This is a genomic window from Brucella pituitosa, from assembly GCF_965577835.1.
Lineage (GTDB): Bacteria > Pseudomonadota > Alphaproteobacteria > Rhizobiales > Rhizobiaceae > Brucella > Brucella pituitosa.
Genome location: NZ_OZ264092.1, coordinates 1,581,170 through 1,600,008, shown reverse-complemented (window position 1 = coordinate 1,600,008; position 18,839 = coordinate 1,581,170). Strand labels below are relative to the sequence as shown.

Genomic DNA, 18,839 nt, shown 5'->3' with positions numbered 1-18,839 from the left:
ATCCTGCATATCTGCTACGATATACTGCGGGATGACGGATCGAATATTGTGTGCTATGTCCGCGCGCAACAGGGCTCGCATTTCAAATGAACGAGCCCATATATCCATGCAACAGATAGTGTTTATCGGCGCGCTTTATGCGACGTCCTCAACAGTTGAAAACAGATGTCCATTTCATTCGACTTAACCATTGATGATACGCGCGACCAGCTTGCCCGCCACGTGCGCGCAAATATGGAGCAGAAGCCGTCGCTCATCGGCATGTCGCGTGAGGAAATGGCTGATGAGCTGATCAAGGTTGGCGTGACGCCAAAGCAGGTCAAGATGCGCATCGCGCAGCTCTGGCATTGGCTCTATGTGCGTGGCGTTTCCGACTTTGCCGATATGCGCAATATCTCCAAGGATCTGCGCGGTCTTCTGGCGCAGCATTTCACCATTGCGCGTCCGGAAGTGGTTGAAGAACAAATCTCGCAGGACGGCACGCGCAAATGGCTGTTCCGTTTTCCGCCACGCGGTGCCGGACGCCCTGTCGAAATCGAATGCGTTTATATTCCTGAAGAAGGTCGCGGCACGCTCTGCATTTCCTCACAAGTGGGCTGCACGCTGACCTGCACTTTCTGCCATACCGGCACACAGAAACTGGTGCGTAATCTCACCTCAGAAGAAATTCTGGCACAGTTGATGACGGCCCGTGACCGGCTTGGCGATTTCCCGGATACCAACACGCCGGACGGCGCTATCGTGCCTGCGGAAGGCCGCAAGGTCACCAATATCGTCATGATGGGTATGGGCGAGCCGCTTTATAACTTCGAAGAAGTGAAAAAGGCTTTGCTGATCGCATCCGATGGTGATGGGCTGGCGCTTTCCAAGCGTCGTATCACGCTTTCAACTTCTGGCGTTGTGCCGGAAATCTATCGCACTGGTGAAGAAATCGGCGTCATGCTGGCGATCTCACTGCATGCAGTGCGCGACGAACTGCGTGACCTTCTGGTGCCGATCAACAAAAAATACCCGCTGGAACAGCTGCTTAAGGCTTGCCGCGAATATCCGGGCCTGTCGAATGCCAAGCGCATTACGTTTGAATATGTGATGCTGAAAGACGTCAATGACAGCATGGAAGACGCCAAGCTTCTGGTGAAGCTGCTGCGCGGTATTCCAGCCAAGATCAACCTGATCCCGTTCAACCCATGGCCCGGCACAAACTACCAGTGCTCGGACTGGGAGCATATCGAGCGCTTTGCCGATTATGTGAATGCGGCAGGTTACGCATCGCCGATCCGCACACCACGTGGCCGCGATATTCTGGCTGCCTGCGGTCAGCTGAAGTCGGAATCAGAGCGTATGCGCAAGACCGAGCGACTGGCACTCGAAGCGATGATGATCGCCGGACACGGAGATTAAGCGCGGTTGACCGACACGTTCGATTATATAACTCGCTTCTTCGTTATCTGTTTCGGCTATTGTTGTGCGGTTCTCGCTGCAGGCTATTTTCTTGCGGCGGTTCTTTACGGCCAATTCGACCTCAACGCGTTGCTCCGACATGATGTTGATGGTACCGACGCTTTCAATCCCTTTGTTGGAAATTGGGGTTCTGAAGGTTTTCAGGCTGCATTGCACTTGGGTGGATTCTTCTTTGCAGGCATTGCAGGCGCGTTCAGCTTTTTCCCAGCACTTGGAATGGTCATCTATAGTGAGACCAAGCCTGTAACATCTTCGCTTTTCTATTGCGTAGGTGGACTGCTGATAAGCTTGTTTGCCATGATCTCAATCGGCCTTTTCACATGGCAAATGGAACCGATCGATTCATTCTCTGTCATGCTTTACACCACCGTCGCCTGCTCGGGTATCGTTGGCGGCTTCATCTACTGGCTGATTGCCGGTCGAAATGCCGGGCGGTTTTTAGCTCGCCCGGCTGAGTAATTTCACTTTGCCTGTGCGGTGATGATCTTCAGCGCGAAAGCTGAGAAAATACCGGCAAAAAGCCAATCCACAATCCGTGTAACCGTTGGGTTCTTCTTAAGAAGACCAGCAAACCTGTCGGCTGCAACCACCATAGGAATGGTGAACGGCAACGCCAGCGGTATGAACGACAGGCCAAGGAAGAACAGTTTTCCCATAGCATGTGGATCATGTGCGGAAACGAACTGCGGCAGAAAGGTCATGTTGAACAGAATGATCTTCGGGTTGAGCAGATTGATGCCAAGTCCGGTCGCCCAGTTCTGGAACAGCGTATGCTTCTTACCACCGTTCTTTTCAGGCGAGAATGCCGATCCCTTGCGAATAGCCTGCACGGCAAGCCACACAAGATAAATCGCACCAACGGCTTTCAGGGCCGTGAAGGCTGCAGGCGAAGCGAGGATAAGCGCAGAAAGCCCCAACGCCACCATGCTTGTATGCACGACAATGCCCGTGCTTGCGCCTGCCATACAGGCAAAACCAGCCGCCTTCCCTTCAGACAGGGCACGCCCGACGAAAAGCGTCATATCCGGGCCGGGGGTGATGGATAAAATTGCAGTAGCGATCACGAACTGGACGAAGATGGTCCATTCGGGAATGAAGGTCAGGTTTGTCAGAAAAGACATCGAAAGGCACTCCGAGAATTCGCGGCAAGCTAACGCGAATTCAATTGCGCCGCCACAGGATTTTTTAGCCGTCTCAGCGCCCCTTGTTTATGCGTAAGCAACCCATCCGCGATAGGTGAAAGATGCATAGAAAAGGCTCAGATCCTTGAAGCCCGCACCACGTATCAGCGCCTCGTCCTGCTGTGGTGTTAAAATGTGAAGGCGTTCTTTGATCGCAGCACTGGCTTTCACTGCACTTGCCAGATCGACACCGGAATCATTCAAAAAGGCAGAATAGCGTGACAGCCACAAAGCTCGCTCATCAGCACTGCCCTGCTCAAAACTGAAATGTGCCACGATAAATGGTGCGCCAGGTTTCATACGGCGATAGATGTCCGCAAGAGTTTGTTTGCGTGTTTCCCCATCCAGAAAATGCATGGTCAGCAAACAGACTGCTCCATCAAACGGCCCCGACGATGCGCTACCGATATAGCCTTCGTGGAAGTTCACACGAACCGCATTGGAGCCAAGGTTTTGTCGCGCCAATTGAAGCATTTCGGCAGACGGATCAACGCCTTCAAACGTCCAGAATGGATGACTTTCAGCAAAGAGCCTGAGTTCAAGACCACCGCCCGCACCCAACACCAGAATTCTTGCAGTATCGGATAGGTGTTCGGCAAGCAGCAAACGCGTCATGCGCTGCATATCCCGAAAGCCCGGCACAGCTTTCGGCGGCCCTTCGGCATAATGGGCGACGACCTGCGGATCAGAAAATGGATTGCCAGATTTAATCATGTAACTTTTATAGTTACAAATCAAAGTGACAGTCAAGACTATCCATAATGGCAGATGACGCTTTCTTTTCGCTGACAAAGTGCCATCCGGCTTGCGCGCCGCTTAGCAACTGATAAAAGAACTGCAACATCCTGTTCTACGGCCCTTTGGGCCACAATCGCATCTCAGACGGAAGTGAACTATGAGCAAGCTGAAAGACGTTAAAAAGGTCGTTCTCGCCTATTCGGGCGGTCTCGACACCTCGATCATCCTGAAATGGTTGCAGACTGAGCTTAACGCAGAAGTCGTGACCTTTACCGCCGATCTCGGCCAGGGCGAAGAGCTTGAACCAGCACGCAAGAAGGCGGAAATGCTGGGCATCAAGGAAATCTTCGTTGAGGATGTGCGCGAAGAATTCGTGCGCGATTTCGTCTTCCCTATGTTCCGCGCCAATGCCGTCTATGAAGGCGTCTATCTGCTCGGTACTTCGATTGCGCGTCCGCTGATCTCCAAGCATCTCATCGAGATCGCCAAGAAGACCGGCGCTGACGCAATTGCGCACGGCGCGACTGGCAAGGGCAATGATCAGGTTCGCTTCGAGCTTTCCGCATATGCGCTGAACCCGGACATCAAGATCATCGCCCCATGGCGCGACTGGTCGTTCAAAAGCCGCACGCATCTGCTCGAATTTGCTGAACAGCACCAGATTCCGGTTGCGAAAGACAAGAAGGGCGAAGCGCCGTTCTCGGTTGACGCAAACCTGCTGCACTCTTCGTCTGAAGGCAAGGTTCTGGAAGATCCGGCGATCGAAGCGCCGGAATATGTGCATATGCGCACGATTTCGCCAGAAACCGCCCCGGATACACCAACCATCATCAAGATTGGCTTTGAAAAGGGTGATGCGGTTTCGATCAATGGCGAACGTCTGTCGCCTGCGACACTTCTTGCCAAGCTCAACGACTATGGCCGCGACAATGGCATCGGTCGTCTCGACCTCGTGGAAAACCGCTTCGTCGGCATGAAATCGCGTGGCGTCTACGAAACGCCGGGCGGCACGATCCTGCTGGCTGCACACCGCGCCATCGAATCGATCACGCTCGATCGCGGTGCAGCGCACCTCAAGGATGAGCTGATGCCACGTTATGCAGAGCTGATCTATTACGGCTTCTGGTTCTCGCCGGAACGCGAAATGCTGCAGGCTGCTATCGACCTCAGCCAGCGTCATGTCGAAGGTGAAGTCACGCTCAAGCTCTATAAGGGCAATGTGATCGTAACTGGCCGTGAATCGGACAAGTCGCTCTATTCCGACAAGCTCGTCACTTTCGAAGACGATCAGGGCGCTTACGACCAGAAGGACGCAGCGGGCTTCATCAAGCTCAATGCGCTTCGTCTGCGCACATTGGCTGCCCGCGACCGTCGCTAATCGGATCACATCAATGCGAAAGCCCGCCTCCCGGCGGGCTTTTGTTTTTAGAGCGGGACGTGAATTTTGTCTTTCTATCTGGCCCTACCTGTCTGCATTCTGCTCGGCATCTATCTACTGATCCGCTGCATACCCATTCTGTGGAAAATGATTGCGCCTGATGTCCGGCACCAGTTTGCGGGCAACGCCCGGCCACATGTCTTTCATTTGCCGAACGCCGGACGCTACGCGATCAGCATCGTGTTTCCGCCGTTTACCATTCTCCCCGGCACGGCCTATTTCTCAACGCGGTTTGCCATCAAAGCCTGCGCGACCGGCGCGCCGATTGCCTATCATTCCGCAAGCCGCTTCCTGTTGAGCGTCCGGCGGACCGACATGCGCGGCAATGCTTCCCACGCCTTGGGTTATTTCGACTGCACGACAGCCGGGAATTACGAAATCACCTGCCTGACCCCTGAAAAGATCAGGGCGAATTTCCGGCTGGAAATAACGCCCCATATTTCTTTCCTGAAACTCGCGCCCGTCATCGCAGGGACCATTCTTGCCGCTGGAATGAGTGTGGGCGGGACGATTGTCTTTGTGCTCTGGATAACCGGCAGGATCGCATGAGATCAAGCGGCGTGTTTTATACCCGCCAGCATCTTTTCTTCACCGGGACGCAAGGTCAGCACCCGCACGCCATTTGAGGTGACTGCGACAGTATGCTCAAACTGCGCTGACAGTTTTCCGTCACGCGTCACCACCGTCCAGCCGTCCTTTTCGGTCTTCACCTTGGCCGTTCCCTGATTGAGCATCGGCTCGATGGTGAACACCATGCCTTCGCGGAGACGAACGCCGGTGCCCGGCTTGCCGAAATGCAGAACCTGCGGTTCCTCGTGCATCTCGCGGCCGATACCATGGCCGCAATATTCCCGCACGACACTGTAATCATGTCGCTTGGCGTGGCGCTCGATGGCATGGCCGATATCGCCCAGCGTCGCACCGGGTCGCACGGCAGCAATCCCCTTCCACAAGGCCTCATAGGTCACACGGACCAGCCGCGAGGCAAAGGGAGCAACGTCACCGACCATGTAGGTCTTGCTGGAATCGGCGATATAGCCGTCCTTTTCCAACGTGATATCGAAGTTGATGATCTCGCCGTTTTCAATGATCTCGTCATCCGACGGCATGCCGTGGCAGACAACTTCATTCTTGGAACTGTTCAGCACATAGGGAAAATCATATTGCCCCTTGCTGGCAGGCCGCGCCTGCAATTCGCGGGTAATGTAATCCTCGACCAGATCGTTGACCTGCATCGTGGTCATGCCCGCCAGCGGCGTGCGGTCGAGAAGTGTAAAAACGGAGGCGAGCAGCGCGCCGGATGCCGCCATTTTCTCCACTTCAGCAGATGTCTTGGTCATGACGATTGCACAGTAAGAACGGGCAGAACCGGCAGCTCGACCTGCGCTGCGCGCAACTGCATCTGCACGATCTCGTTGAACGACAGGTCGGGATGGGCTTGTGCCAGCATGCCGATCTTCATCCAGTATTCAGCCTGCGCATTGATCGAACGGCACATGACGTCACTCGCCTTGCGCAGTTCCTCATGCAGTTCATCGCCGATTTTCACGATACCCATAGCATTGTCCAGACCATATAGTTCATATACGGATCATATATAAACCGTATATACCTATCGATCAAGCTCTCCACTGTTCCTGCTCAAGCAATCAAAGTCACTTGCATTTAGTATGGCGCCATACTATAAGTCACCGTATGGAAATAATCGAGCAAAAGCACCACGCCCTTCTGGGCGAAATGGAACACCGTCACAGCCCGTCCACCGACGCGCTGAAAACCTGCTTTGAAGTCTTGTCGCTTGCTGCGGCCATTGACCGTGATTGCGCCAACCGGCTTGCACCGCACAAGCTTTCGGAGGGCAAATTCGTCCTGCTGTTTCTGCTGCACAATGCAGCTGACGGCCTCTCGCCGCACGAGCTTTCAGAACGCGCAGGTGTCACGCGCGCCACCATAACCGGCCTGCTGGACGGGCTGGAACGCGATGGTTTCCTCAAGCGTCACGCGGATAGCGAGGACCGTCGCAAGCTGACTGTCCGGCTGACATCCGAAGGTTCGCTGCTGGCGCAACAGCTTTTCGAACAACATACCGCGTGGATTGCAAGCCTGATGAGCGATCTCTCGTCAGGCGAACAGCAGCTTCTCAGCACCTTGCTGCGCCGCATCTGGAGCCGCACCGATGCCGGTCGCTCTTTCAAGATCAATGAAACCCTAAGGGATATGACATGACCTATTACCTCGCCGAGCTTTATTCCCCGAAATCGAGCTGGCACGGGCTTGATGCTGAAGGCAGGCAGGCCTTCTTTGAGAAAGTCGGCGCGGGTATGGGCGGGCTTGGCGCGCTCGGTATCGAGGCCTTGGCATTAGGTCCCGTCGACGCGACAAAGCCTTTTGCACCCGACCAGAGCTTCTTCGCCATCTGGCGTTTCCCGGATGAAGCAGCTCTCGACATGCTGATTGCCGGAATCACCGCCACCGGCTGGCATGATTATTTCGACACGATCAATGCGGCTGGTGCAGGCACCGACCTTCCCGGCCATCTGGCGCAACTGGCAGGCGTGCCTTTCAGGGAAGCCGCCTAATCCAAAACCACTATCGCGATGATAGAGCGCATCCCAAAAAGTGTGAAACGCCTACACAAGGAAATCAGTCCACTGGACTGATTTCTGATCCCGCTTGACTCTTGCCTCACTCGATTCAATACTAGAACATATGGAGAACAAAAAGATGGAATCTAGACGTGAGCGGCATCGACATCGCGGCGCTGCGGCGCATGGTTACGACCATTGAAGGCAACGATCCGCAAGGTAGTTTTGCAAATCAGGGGCAAACGGGCTTCGGGCGGGCGCGCAGTTTCACGCTCGGCCTTGCCGGGGCGGATGCCGCCTTTCCGCATGGCCTTGCAGGCGACGCGCTGCATGAGGTTTTTGCCGAAAACCCCGGCGCGCATATGGCCGCGACCGGCTTTGCGCTCGCCTTTGCCGCCCGCGCCGCAGAACGTGTAGCAGACCCCCGACGCCCAATTATCTGGATCGAGGAAGAAAGCGCTGCAAGTGAATATGGCGGGCTTTATCCGCCGGGACTTCATGCCTTCGGGATCGATCCGTCGCGACTTCTGATCGTGCGCTGCCCCACGGCACAGGATGTCCTGAAAGCGGCAAATGATGCGCTGGAAGCCGGAACCGGCGGCAAGGCCTCGCATCTTGTTTCCGGCGTCGTCGCCTCGGTGACAGGCCAGCCGAAATGCCTCGACCTGACCGCTTCGCGTCGTCTGCTTCTGGCAACCGAAACCGCGCAACTGCCCGTCATCCTGCTCAGGAGCCACCGGACGGCTGTGCAGAGCGCTGCCGTCAGCCGCTGGCGGATAGCGCCCGCGCCGTCCCGTTCAAGCGGAGCGAACGCACCCGGCAAGCCTGTCTTTTCGGCGGTTCTGGAGCGCAATCGCCACGGCACATGCGGGCAATGGATCATGGAATGGAACAATGAAACCCAGGAATTTGGTGCTAACGAACGGGATGGCAGAACGTCTGTTTCTCGCCCTCTGGTTTCCGTTTCTGCCGACCGACCGGCTTCGCAGCAGCGCTCCGCCTGACGGCAAACCGCACCTGCCTTTGGTTGTGACCGAACGCACGGCCAATGCGCTGCGCCTGACAGCAGTGGATGCCGGAGCGGCAAAGCTCGGCCTTTTTCCCGGCATGGCGCTGACGGATGCACGCGCCCGCGTGGAAAAGCTAGAAGTGGCAGCGGCAGCACTCGAGCACGATGCGGCATTGCTCAAGCGTCTTGCCCATTGGTGCGAACGTTACACGCCGCTTGTCGCCTTCGATGAGCCGCATGGGCTAATGCTCGACATAACCGGCTGCGCGCATCTTTTTGGCGGGCTCGACGCCATGCGTGCCGATGCAATCCGGCGTCTGGAACGGGCCGGGCTTGGCGTACAGGCGGCGGTTGCCGATAACAGTTTTGCCGCGCGACTTCTGGCACGGGGAACGAAGGGCGGTGTCTTCAGCAGGGCAGAGGCCGACCGGCTGCTTCCCCGCCTGCCGCTCTCCGCGCTTGAACTGACGCAATCTGCCGAAACCGGCCTCAAGCGCGCCGGATTGAAACGCATCGGCGATGTGATGGGGCTTCCGCGCGCCGCACTCACCGCCCGCTTCGGCACCGATCTTGCCACCAGGCTCGACCGGCTGGCGCGGCGCGAGCGCGCGCCGATTTCCCCTTTGCGCATCATGCCTCTCAGCACCGTCGAGCGCCGCCTGTCAGAGCCGGTTACCGCAATGGAATTGGTCGAACGCATCTTGCAGGAACTGGCGCAGGAACTTTTTGCGCAGCTTGAACCGGAGGGAAAAGGCGCGCTTCTGATTGAGGCCTCCTTCTTCCGTGTCGATGGCGAAGTGCGTCATATCCACATCGAAACCGGCCAGCCCTTGCGCAGCGACAAGGTTTTCCTGCGCCTTGCGCGTGAAAGGCTCAACGCCTTGACCGACCCGCTCGATGCCGGTTTCGGCTTCGACATGATCCGGCTGGCAGCGCTGCGCAGTGCGGCAATCGCCCAGCGCCAGACAGGGCTCGACCAGCATGAGGAAGATGAGGCCGGGTTCGGCCAGCTTGTCGACCGGCTTTCGGCGCGGCTTGGACAGAACCGCGTTCTCGTCTCCTTTTCGCGCAACACGCATATTCCTGAACGGGCCTTCGGCCTGCGCCCTGCCCTGCACACGGATGGCAAGGGCGAAGCCGATTATGAGAGTGCACCAATGCTTCCCGGTGATCCGCCTGCGCGCCCCATAAAACTGTTTCGCCCGCCGCAGTTGATCGAAAGCGTGGCGGAAGTGCCCGACAGTCCGCCTTCGTTTTTCCTGTGGCGGCGGGTGCGCCATCATGTGCGCCTTGCCGAAGGACCGGAAAGGATCGAACCGGAATGGTGGATCGCAATCGGTCACGCGGTTCCGGAGCTGCGCGATTATTACCGGGTGGAAGACGAGAACGGCCAGCGCTTCTGGATTTTCCGCGAAGGCCTTTATGACGGTGCCAATCATCCGCGCTGGTTTCTGCATGGACTGTTTGCGTGATGGCTCCTTATTTCGAAATGGCTGCTGCCAGCAATTTTTCCTTCCTTTGCGGCGCTTCACATCCGCAGGAACTGGTAGCGCGTGCGCATGAGCTTGGCCTGTCCGGTATCGGCATTGCCGACCGCAACACGCTGGCCGGTGTGGTGCGGGCACATGCGGCATGGAAGGATTTTCGCGACAAGAGCGATTTCCGGCTTTTCATCGGCTGCCGCCTGTCCTTTACTGACGGCACGCCGGATATGGTCGTCTATCCGCGCGATCGTCCGGCCTATGGGCAATTGTGCCGCCTGCTGACGGAGGGCAAGGTACGCGCCGCCATCAAGGGCGAATGCCACCTCGAATGGAGTGACCTGCTGTTTCGCGCCCGGCAGTTCCAGATCGCGGTCTTTCCGCCTGAAGACGACAGGCCGGATTTTGCCGCGCGCCTGACCGAGATTGCACAAGCTGCCCCCGGCTCCGTCTGGCTGGCGCTTGCCATGCCGCATCAGGGCCATGACGGACGCCGGGCCGAACGCATCGCCCAGTTTGCAGCCGAAGCCAATGTGCCGCTGCTCGCCACCAATGACGTTCTTTATCATCATCCCGACCGCCGCGCGCTTCAGGATGTGCTGACGGCAACCCGCCACCACACGACTGTTTTCGCAGCCGGACGGCTTCTCGAAAAGAATGCCGAACGCCACCTGAAACCACCGAAGGAAATGCTGCGACTGTTCCGCGATTACGCTGAGGCCGTCGAAGCAACCGCTGATTTCGTCGCGCCCATCACCTTCCAGCTTGATGAGCTGAAATATGATTATCCCGACGAACCGGTGCCGCCCGGCAAGACGCCGCAACAGCATCTGCATGATCTCACCTGGGAAGGTGCTGCCCGTCATTACGGTGCGGACAGCATCCCGCCGAAAGTACAGGCGCTGATCCACAAGGAACTGGCGCTGATCGAAAAGCTGCAATATGCGGCCTATTTCCTCACCGTCTATGACATTGTGAGCTATGCCCGCGGAGAAGGCATTCTGTGTCAGGGGCGTGGTTCGGCGGCCAATTCCGTCGTCTGCTTCTGCCTTGGCGTCACCGGTGTGGACCCGACACTGGTCGATCTCCTGTTCGAGCGCTTTCTTTCGGTGGAGCGAAAGGAGCCACCGGATATCGACGTCGATTTCGAGCATGAGCGGCGCGAAGAGGTGATGCAATATGTCTATAAGCGCTATTCCAGAGATCGTGCGGCCATTGTCGCAACCGTCATCAGCTATCGGTCCCGCAGTGCGATCCGCGATGTCGGCAAGGCGCTGGGTCTCACCGAAGACGTGACGGCAGCGCTCGCCAATACGGTCTGGGGCATATCCGGCGGCGGCATCGACAAGCAGCATATCAGACAGGCGGGTCTCGACCCCGACAATCCCATCATCCGACGCGCGGTGGAACTGGCCATCACGCTGATCGGCTTTCCGCGCCACCTGTCGCAGCATGTCGGCGGTTTCGTGCTCACCCGCGACCGTCTGGACGAGACCGTGCCCATCGGCCCGGCAGCAATGGACAAGCGCTCCTTCATCGAATGGGACAAGGACGATATCGACGAGGTGGGATTGATGAAGGTCGATGTGCTGTCGCTCGGCATGCTCACCTGCATCCGCAAGGCTTTCGACCTCATTCACCAGCACAAGCCGCAGCTTTATGGCGGCGAAAAGCTGACGCTGGCCAATCTGCCCCGTGAAGATGAAGCCGTCTACGACATGTTGTGCAAGGGGGATTCGCTCGGCGTGTTTCAAGTGGAAAGCCGCGCCCAGATGAACATGCTGCCACGCCTGCGCCCGCGTGAGTTCTATGATCTCGTCATCGAGGTCGCCATCGTGCGGCCCGGTCCCATTCAGGGTGACATGGTCCATCCCTATCTGCGGCGGCGAAACAATGAGGAACCCTGCACCTTGCCATCCCCAGCGCCGGAGTACGGGCCGCCCGACGAGTTGCTGCAGATTCTCGGCAAGACCAAGGGCGTGCCGCTGTTTCAGGAACAGGCGATGCGTATTGCCATGGAGGCTGCAAAATTCACACCGGATGAGGCCAACCAGTTGCGCCGCGCCATGGCCACTTTCCGCAAGATGGGCACCATTCATACGATGGAGACAAAGATGATCGAAGGCATGGTCAATCGTGGCTACGACCGGACCTTTGCCGAAAACTGCTTCAACCAGATCAAGGGGTTCGGCGAATATGGCTTTCCCGAAAGTCACGCAGCAAGCTTTGCGCATCTGGTCTATATTTCCGCGTGGATCAAGTGCCACCACCCGGAAGTGTTCGCCGCCGCACTTCTGAATTCCCAGCCCATGGGTTTTTATGCGCCCGCCCAGATCGTACGCGATGCCCGCGAGCATGGCGTGACGGTGCTGCCCGTCGATGTGAACTTCAGCCATTGGGACAATACTTTGGGCGACAATATTCTGGAGGATACGCTCGATATTCGACCAGCGCTCCGGCTCGGCTTCCGCCAGATCGACGGGTTTTCCAAACGGGACACCGAACTCCTGATTGCCGACCGGCAGGAGCCTTACCGCACCATCGAGGACATGCATCGGCGTCTCCGGCTCGACCGGCGCGCCTTCACACTTCTGGCCGATGCCGATGCCTTCGGCTCGCTTGACATCGACCGCCGTGCCGCACTGTGGGCCGTGCGCCGTCTGCCCAATGACGAAACGCTGCCGCTGTTCCGCGCCGCCGCAACCAGTGAACTGGCGGAGGAACCGCGCACAAAGCTTCCTGAAATGGCCGCCTCCGAGCATGTGATTGCCGATTACGAGACGACGCGGCTCTCGCTGAAAGGGCATCCGCTGCAATATCTGCGTGAGGGGCTGGCAGCGGAAGGCGTTTCAACCTGTCGTGGAGTGCAGGAAGGTGCCGACGGACGCCGCATGAAAGTGGCGGGCATCGTCACCGTGCGCCAGCGCCCCGGCAGCGCCAAGGGCGTGGTGTTCCTCACCATTGAGGATGAAACCGGCATCGCCAATATTGTCGTCTGGTCGAAGATCATGAAGGCGTTTCGCCGCGAAGTGATGGGCGCACGGCTGATCCATATCGAAGGCCACATCCAGCGCAGCCCCGAAGGGGTCGTGCATCTGGTGGCGTCAAAGCTGCAGGATCGTTCAGCAGCGTTGATCGAAATGAGCGGACGCGAAGCGCAGCGCCTCGTCGCTCCCTCCCAGACAGCGCATCATCCGCGGAATGTAAAAATCATGCCGAACTCACGCGACTTTCATTAGCCTTACGTCCCGACGAAAAACACCGCACAATAATGCAGTGCCGCGCCCACCACGACAAAGCCGTGCCAGATGGCATTCTGAAATCGCAGGCGCTCCCAGACATGGAAGATCACACCCAGCGAATAAACCATGCCACCGGCTGCAATCAGCCAGAAAACGGCTGGCGGCAGCGACTGCACCATGGTGTCGTAGACCATGACGCCGCTCCAGCCGAGCGCTAGATAAAGCAGGATCGACAGCCGGTCGAAACGCCCAGGCATGAACAGTTTCAGTATGATGCCGACGAAAGCTACGCTCCAAACGAAGAGCAACAACGGCACGGCACGATCGCCCATATGCACCGCAAAGGGCGTGTAGGTTCCAGCAATCAGAAGATAGATCGCCGAGTGATCAAAGCGACGCAGAAACCATTTAGTGGGAGAAACAGGCCAAATATTATAAACCGCAGAAATTCCAAGTGCTGCAAGTAAGCTCGCGAGATAGACACCCGATGAGATCGAGGTCGCTGCAGACATATTCGGCAGGAAATAAATGAGCATCGCGATAGCACCTGCAAATGCAAGTGCCACGCCCAGCACATGGACAACACCATCTGCCCAAAGCTCGGCTCTGTCATATTTCCATTTGATTGGATACGGTAGTCTTACATCCATCACGCGCACTCACATCTTCATATCAGGACAGCAAACTGGCATCGCTTTGCAGCGTCAAGATGACAGTTGGTTGATATGAAGTTTACTGTGCTGCCGGTGCGTAGGACGCCTGAATGGGAGCGACACCGGGAAGCGGTGCTGCAGCACCTTCTGGCAAGGTCGCCGGCTCTGCCGAGATTGCAGCTGCGTCACGTGTCGGACCACTGTGCTTCCAGCTGCCGTCGAGACCCGTCTCTTCCAGCAGTCCCTTGCGCTTGGCATCATAATAATAGCCGCGGGCATAATAGCGAACCGCCTGGCTTTCATCACCGCCCGCGACCTTGTAAGCGCCAGACAGATAGCGGACAGCATATTTCAGGTTCGTCTCGGCATCGAGAAGACCCTTGGCGTTACCCTTGTAGCCCATGCCACGCGCAGTCGGATGGCTGATCTGCATCAGACCCCAATAGGGTCCGTTGCGAGCACCCGGATTGAACCGGCTTTCGCGATGCACGACCCGGCGCACAAGGCGCTCCGGCACATCATAGGCAACCGAATATTTGGTGATGAGATCATCAAGACCATTCGGTGCATGGTCAGGCGTTTCAAAAGCCATGTTGGTAGCAAGAGACGCAGGCGAAGCCGCTGCCTGCGCGCCAGCAAAGGCCAGCATAGGCTCGGATTGTCCACGGACACCCGGAATTGGCACAACCGATGGAAGTACCGGGTTTTCCAGCGATGCGACGGTTTCCGTTCCGGTAGCGGTAGCGGCATCCGCAACTGCGGTGGCGCCAGCAGCAGGATTTGCTGCGTCGCCCGTTGCTGTTGTTGCAGCCGCGGTGGTTGTCGTTGAAGCGCCGCTTGGTGTGATCAGTGCCGTTTTTACAGGCTTGCCGTCATTGGTCGTGTTGCACGCGCTCAAAGCGACGGCGCAACCAAGGAGAAGAACGCCTTTAAAGACCGGAAGGGAAAATGCTCTGGAAGTAACCTGAAAACGCATGTCCGATTGATCCTTAGGAATCGAAATCTTGTTCGATACGTTTTTCGAGTTCAACCAGATCGGCTGGCAGAGGCATACCCGTTGCTTTGAGCGCATTGAGCTTCTCGCGAACTGTTTCGCGAATCTCATGAACGTCCTGCGGCTGGTTCACCATCTGCTCAAACAGCAGAGCAATTTCCGCCTTGATGTCCTCGAATGCCATAAGACCCTCTTGGCTTGAGCGGGTCCGTTTTGCGGCCCGGTTCAGTCAATATTCTTTCAATCGATAACTGTCATCTACCATGCAAAATACGCAAAGCGAAAGCCCAGAACGTCACGGGCGCGTCAAAATGAATATTTCAATCGGTAACAGAACGCCCCGAGGCCTCACAAAATTCGCGGCAGCATCGTATCTATCGCATTGAATTCATGCGCAAAAATTCCAAGATCGTCCAGACCAAGACCACCATCGGGATCGAACAGATAAATGCTCATCCAGACGAGCGCACATGTCAGCAAAATCGCCAATATCGTCAAAAGCAGAAGGCGGCGACCGAGAGCAGCCTTATGGCCAGCTCCCTCGGGTGGGATCTTATTCATATTCAATCGTCATTCGTGGCGTTCAAATCTTCAGGCGGTGTACCATGTTCTGACGGTGCTGCAAGGTATCCTTGCTGCACGAGTGATTTACGCAAAATATGGATGATGGCCTCGGTCTGGTTCAAACCGGGATGCTTTTCGTTGATAAAGCGCTCAAGAGCGTCATGTATGTCAACGGGAAGATAAGTGCTCATCATTCCTCCTTCGAAAGCTTCTCTATACGCAATCTTTTCTAGCTGTTTCTGGCTGTTCCCGGCCATTTCTGGACAGGATTTCGTCAGGCAACTTTCACCGAAATCGTGCCGACGCCATCCACATTCCCCTGCAGCAGGTCTCCCCTCTTAACGGCTCCCACGCCAGCCGGTGTGCCGGTATAGATGAGATCACCGGCCTGCAGAACAAAGAGAGATGAAAGATACGCGATGGTTTCCGGTACTTTCCAGATCATCTGATTGAGATCACCCGCCTGACGCTGCTCCCCATTGATTTTCAGCGTAATTGCCGCAGACTGTGGATGGCCGATTTCAGACACTGGTACGATGGCCGAGCAAGGTGCCGAATGTTCGAAAGCTTTCGCTACTTCCCACGGACGGCCGGCCTTTTTAGCCACAGCCTGCAAATCGCGCCGCGTCATATCGATACCAACCGCATAGCCATAGACATGATCAAGCGCTGTCTCGACCGGGATATCGCTGCCGCCTGTCTTGAGCGCGACAACCAGCTCGATCTCGTGATGCACGTCTTCAGTCTTTGGCGGGTACGGAAAATCCCCACCATCAATCACAAGGTTGTCGGGGTTTTTCTGGAAGAAAAAAGGCGGGTTACGCGTTGGATCGCCGCCCATTTCGATAGCGTGATCTGCATAATTCTGTCCGACACAATAAATGCGATGCACGGGAAAACGCGCTTCTGTTCCCTTAACCGGCACGAATGGCTGCGGAGAGGGCGCGAAAACATAATTTGTCATGAAAGGCTGATCCCGTCAGAATGTAACTGCTGTTTCACATCATGCAGGCAGGAATCACCTGCTGCAAGTCTTGGACGTGCAATTTTCCGTCATGGTTTATGCCGTTATGACAACGTAGTTTGCATTTCGTGACGTCGAAACCACGAGCTCGGCATTCGGAATATCGTTGGAAAGTGCGCGCTCACGCGCGGCATCTTGTGTGTGTCCATGATCAAGCCAACGCTGGATGAGACGACGCTCCAGCTCCACAAAAGGCACGTCCAGAAAGATCGTCATATCAAAGAATGATGCAAGACCTGTCCAGGGTTCCTGATCGAGCAGAAGGTAATTGCCTTCAACCAGCAAAATTTGATGGTTGGCACGTACGATTGCGGCACCAGCACGCGCCAGATCCAGCGTGCGATCAAAGGCAGGAATGACAATATCTTCTGATGCATCTTTCAAACGCTCCAGCAGCGCTGCAAAGCCCGCACAATCAAAGGTCGGCGGCGAGCCTTTGCGGCTGCGTAGCCCACGCTCGTCAAGGATCGCATTGTCGAGATGAAACCCATCCATGGGCACAACAACGGCAGGCCCCGCACCACCTTTATTGATCGCGTCCCGCAGATATTCCGAAATGGTTGATTTGCCTGCGCCGGGAGGTCCTGCAATCGCAACGATCAGACGGTCTTCTTTATTTGAAAGCCGCGCAAGAATTTCTGCAGGCAGACTTTCAACCTGGCAACGTGTCATGAAATGGAGCCTCAATCGAAAATTATAAATGTTTCTGTAAAACAGCACACAGTTTGTTATTTTCAAACAATAAGTTTGATCTATCTTGTCTTGCAATGACCGCAAATACTGATCACTTGCTAATTCAAATTATTGAATCGAATGGGAAAATTATGACTGTCAAAACAGTTGCCACCACGCCCTTTCAGGATCAGCAGCCCGGCACCTCGGGTCTGCGCAAGAAAGTGCCGGTTTTCCAGCAGCCCAATTATGCCGAAAACTTCATCCAGTCGGTTTTCGATGTTCTGGAAGGATTTGCAGGCAAGACCCTTGTGGTGGGCGGCGATGGTCGCTTTTACAATCGCGAAGTGATCCAGAAAGTGATCAAGATCGCCGCTGCCAATGGCTTTGGTCGCATCATGGTTGGTCAGGGTGGCATTCTTTCGACCCCTGCCGCATCCAACATGATCCGCAAATACAAGGCTTTTGGCGGCCTCATTCTTTCAGCCAGCCACAATCCCGGTGGTCCGACCGAAGATTTCGGCATCAAATACAATATCGGCAATGGTGGCCCGGCTCCGGAAAAGATCACCGAGGCGATCTTTGCACGCTCGAAGATGATTGATCAGTACAAGATCGTCGAGGCCGCTGATGTCGATATTGATAAGGTCGGGAGTGCCAAGATCGGCGAGACAGAAATCGTGGTCTTTGACCCGGTCACTGACTATGCCGAACTGATGGAAAGCCTGTTCGATTTTGACGCGATCCGTGCCATGATCAAGGACGGTTTTGCGCTGAAATTCGACGCCATGCATGCCGTTACCGGCCCTTATGCCAGGGAAATTTTTGAACGTCGCCTTGGTGCACCGGAAGGCAGCGTGATGAATTTTGTGCCACTGCCAGATTTTGGCGGGCATCATCCAGATCCGAATCTCGTCTATGCCAAAGAGCTATACGATCTGCTGATGTCGGATAATGCGCCGGATTTCGGTGCGGCATCGGATGGTGATGGCGACCGCAATCTCATCATCGGGCGTGGCATTTTTGTGACCCCTTCCGATTCGCTCGCTATGCTTGCCGCCAATGCGCATCTGGCGCCGGGCTATAAGGATGGCATCAAGGGCATCGCCCGTTCGATGCCGACCAGTGCCGCAGCGGACCGCGTTGCAGAAAAGCTTAGCATCGGCATCTATGAAACACCGACCGGCTGGAAATTCTTCGGCAACCTACTCGATCACGGCAAGGTTACAATCTGCGGTGAGGAAAGCTCCGGCACCGGCTCAGATCATGTGCGTGAAAAGGACGGGCTGTGGGCGGTTCTGCTCTGGCTCAACATTCTGGCCGTGCGCAAGGAAAGCGTGAAGGATATTGTCGAGGAACATTGGGCGCGCTTTGGTCGCAACTATTACACCCGCCACGATTATGAAGCCGTTGATTCCGACATTGCAAAGACACTGGTTGCTGATCTGCGCGGCAAGCTTGACCTTTTGTCAGGCTTGCGCGTCAACAAACTGAAAATCGAAAAAGCGGATGATTTCGCTTATCACGATCCGATTGATCATTCGGTGAGCGAACATCAGGGCATCCGCATCTATTTCGAAGGCGGAGCACGCGTGGTGTTACGTCTTTCAGGCACTGGCACATCGGGAGCCACCATCCGCATCTATATCGAGCGCTATGAGGCAGATACAGCCAAGCATAATCTCGATACGCAGGAAACTTTGGCGACGCTGATCGATGCAGCAGAACAGATCACACAAGTGAAGAAGCGCAGCGGACGAACTGAGCCAAGCCTAATCACATAATTAAAAGGGCCCT

At 56.1% G+C, this 18,839-nt stretch carries 21 protein-coding genes; 10 read left to right on the top strand and 11 right to left on the bottom strand.

Annotated elements, in window-relative coordinates:
* Positions 1-165 precede the first annotated feature (165 nt).
* Together rlmN and ACSME1_RS07695 are read left to right on the top strand one after the other, a co-directional pair.
* Positions 166-1,401: a 23S rRNA (adenine(2503)-C(2))-methyltransferase RlmN gene (gene rlmN / locus ACSME1_RS07700; protein ID WP_105705496.1), complete on the top strand. Its 1,236-nt coding sequence runs from the start codon at positions 166-168 to the stop codon at positions 1,399-1,401.
* Positions 1,402-1,407: 6 nt separating this feature from the next.
* The gene (locus ACSME1_RS07695; protein ID WP_105705498.1) at positions 1,408-1,920 is read left to right on the top strand and encodes a hypothetical protein; all 513 of its coding nucleotides are present in this window, start codon (positions 1,408-1,410) and stop codon (positions 1,918-1,920) included.
* 2 nt (positions 1,921-1,922) lie between these two features.
* Here ACSME1_RS07695 and ACSME1_RS07690 read toward each other — a convergent pair whose 3' ends face one another.
* Complete coding sequence (locus ACSME1_RS07690; RefSeq protein ID WP_024898246.1) at positions 1,923-2,582, bottom strand: LysE family translocator; 660 nt, start codon at positions 2,580-2,582, stop codon at positions 1,923-1,925.
* Between the two features lie 87 nt (positions 2,583-2,669).
* Positions 2,670-3,356, bottom strand: coding sequence for a class I SAM-dependent methyltransferase (locus tag ACSME1_RS07685; protein ID WP_105705500.1), 687 nt, complete (start codon positions 3,354-3,356; stop codon positions 2,670-2,672).
* 181 nt (positions 3,357-3,537) lie between these two features.
* Between ACSME1_RS07685 and ACSME1_RS07680 the strand changes: the two genes are divergently transcribed.
* A complete protein-coding gene (locus ACSME1_RS07680) occupies positions 3,538-4,758 on the top strand; it encodes an argininosuccinate synthase (RefSeq protein WP_007873048.1) in 1,221 nt (406 codons plus the stop codon).
* Between the two features lie 66 nt (positions 4,759-4,824).
* Positions 4,825-5,367 (top strand): hypothetical protein, encoded by a 543-nt coding sequence (locus ACSME1_RS07675; RefSeq protein ID WP_235822324.1) that lies wholly within the window; start codon positions 4,825-4,827, stop codon positions 5,365-5,367.
* A gap of 2 nt (positions 5,368-5,369) precedes the next feature.
* Here ACSME1_RS07675 and map read toward each other — a convergent pair whose 3' ends face one another.
* Positions 5,370-6,158 carry a type I methionyl aminopeptidase gene (map, locus tag ACSME1_RS07670; RefSeq protein WP_024898249.1) on the bottom strand — a complete coding sequence of 263 codons (789 nt, stop codon included), beginning with the start codon at positions 6,156-6,158 and terminating at the stop codon, positions 5,370-5,372.
* Positions 6,155-6,376, bottom strand: coding sequence for a ParD-like family protein (locus tag ACSME1_RS07665; RefSeq protein ID WP_011982312.1), 222 nt, complete (start codon positions 6,374-6,376; stop codon positions 6,155-6,157). The genes map and ACSME1_RS07665 overlap by 4 nt, the downstream gene beginning before the upstream one ends.
* 137 nt (positions 6,377-6,513) lie before the next feature.
* On the opposite strand from ACSME1_RS07665, the gene ACSME1_RS07660 reads away from it, so the two are divergent.
* The 5 genes from ACSME1_RS07660 to ACSME1_RS07640 all read left to right on the top strand — a co-directional run bounded on the left by ACSME1_RS07660 (position 6,514) and on the right by ACSME1_RS07640 (position 13,132).
* Positions 6,514-7,044, top strand: coding sequence for a MarR family winged helix-turn-helix transcriptional regulator (locus ACSME1_RS07660; RefSeq protein WP_024898250.1), 531 nt, complete (start codon positions 6,514-6,516; stop codon positions 7,042-7,044).
* On the top strand, positions 7,041-7,397 hold the full coding sequence (locus tag ACSME1_RS07655; RefSeq protein ID WP_105705502.1) for a DUF6616 family protein: 357 nt from the start codon (positions 7,041-7,043) through the stop codon (positions 7,395-7,397). Before ACSME1_RS07660 ends, ACSME1_RS07655 begins: the two co-directional genes overlap by 4 nt.
* 158 nt (positions 7,398-7,555) lie before the next feature.
* Complete coding sequence (locus ACSME1_RS07650) at positions 7,556-8,407, top strand: ImuA family protein (protein ID WP_105705504.1); 852 nt, start codon at positions 7,556-7,558, stop codon at positions 8,405-8,407.
* Entirely contained in the window at positions 8,343-9,884 is a 1,542-nt protein-coding gene (locus tag ACSME1_RS07645; RefSeq protein WP_105705661.1) for a Y-family DNA polymerase, read from the top strand. The genes ACSME1_RS07650 and ACSME1_RS07645 overlap by 65 nt, the downstream gene beginning before the upstream one ends.
* Positions 9,884-13,132, top strand: coding sequence for an error-prone DNA polymerase (locus ACSME1_RS07640; RefSeq protein WP_105705505.1), 3,249 nt, complete (start codon positions 9,884-9,886; stop codon positions 13,130-13,132). Before ACSME1_RS07645 ends, ACSME1_RS07640 begins: the two co-directional genes overlap by 1 nt.
* 2 nt (positions 13,133-13,134) lie before the next feature.
* Here ACSME1_RS07640 and trhA read toward each other — a convergent pair whose 3' ends face one another.
* The 7 genes from trhA to ACSME1_RS07605 all read right to left on the bottom strand — a co-directional run bounded on the left by trhA (position 13,135) and on the right by ACSME1_RS07605 (position 17,042).
* On the bottom strand, positions 13,135-13,785 hold the full coding sequence (gene trhA, locus ACSME1_RS07635) for a PAQR family membrane homeostasis protein TrhA (protein ID WP_024898255.1): 651 nt from the start codon (positions 13,783-13,785) through the stop codon (positions 13,135-13,137).
* 82 nt (positions 13,786-13,867) lie between these two features.
* Positions 13,868-14,764, bottom strand: a complete 897-nt coding sequence (locus tag ACSME1_RS07630) for a lytic transglycosylase domain-containing protein (protein WP_024898256.1) — start codon at positions 14,762-14,764, stop codon at positions 13,868-13,870.
* A 13-nt stretch (positions 14,765-14,777) separates the two neighbouring features.
* Positions 14,778-14,966, bottom strand: a complete 189-nt coding sequence (locus ACSME1_RS07625; RefSeq protein ID WP_024898257.1) for a hypothetical protein — start codon at positions 14,964-14,966, stop codon at positions 14,778-14,780.
* 164 nt (positions 14,967-15,130) lie between these two features.
* Positions 15,131-15,343, bottom strand: a complete 213-nt coding sequence (locus tag ACSME1_RS07620) for a hypothetical protein (protein WP_024898258.1) — start codon at positions 15,341-15,343, stop codon at positions 15,131-15,133.
* Positions 15,344-15,345: 2 nt separating this feature from the next.
* Entirely contained in the window at positions 15,346-15,537 is a 192-nt protein-coding gene (locus ACSME1_RS07615) for a hypothetical protein (RefSeq protein WP_024898259.1), read from the bottom strand.
* Positions 15,538-15,620: 83 nt separating this feature from the next.
* Positions 15,621-16,310: a fumarylacetoacetate hydrolase family protein gene (locus ACSME1_RS07610; protein ID WP_024898260.1), complete on the bottom strand. Its 690-nt coding sequence runs from the start codon at positions 16,308-16,310 to the stop codon at positions 15,621-15,623.
* 96 nt (positions 16,311-16,406) lie between these two features.
* Positions 16,407-17,042, bottom strand: a complete 636-nt coding sequence (locus tag ACSME1_RS07605; protein ID WP_024898261.1) for a nucleoside/nucleotide kinase family protein — start codon at positions 17,040-17,042, stop codon at positions 16,407-16,409.
* Between the two features lie 152 nt (positions 17,043-17,194).
* Here ACSME1_RS07605 and ACSME1_RS07600 point away from each other — a divergent pair, with 152 nt between their 5' ends.
* Positions 17,195-18,826, top strand: a complete 1,632-nt coding sequence (locus ACSME1_RS07600) for an alpha-D-glucose phosphate-specific phosphoglucomutase (RefSeq protein WP_024898262.1) — start codon at positions 17,195-17,197, stop codon at positions 18,824-18,826.
* Positions 18,827-18,839: the final 13 nt, after the last annotated feature.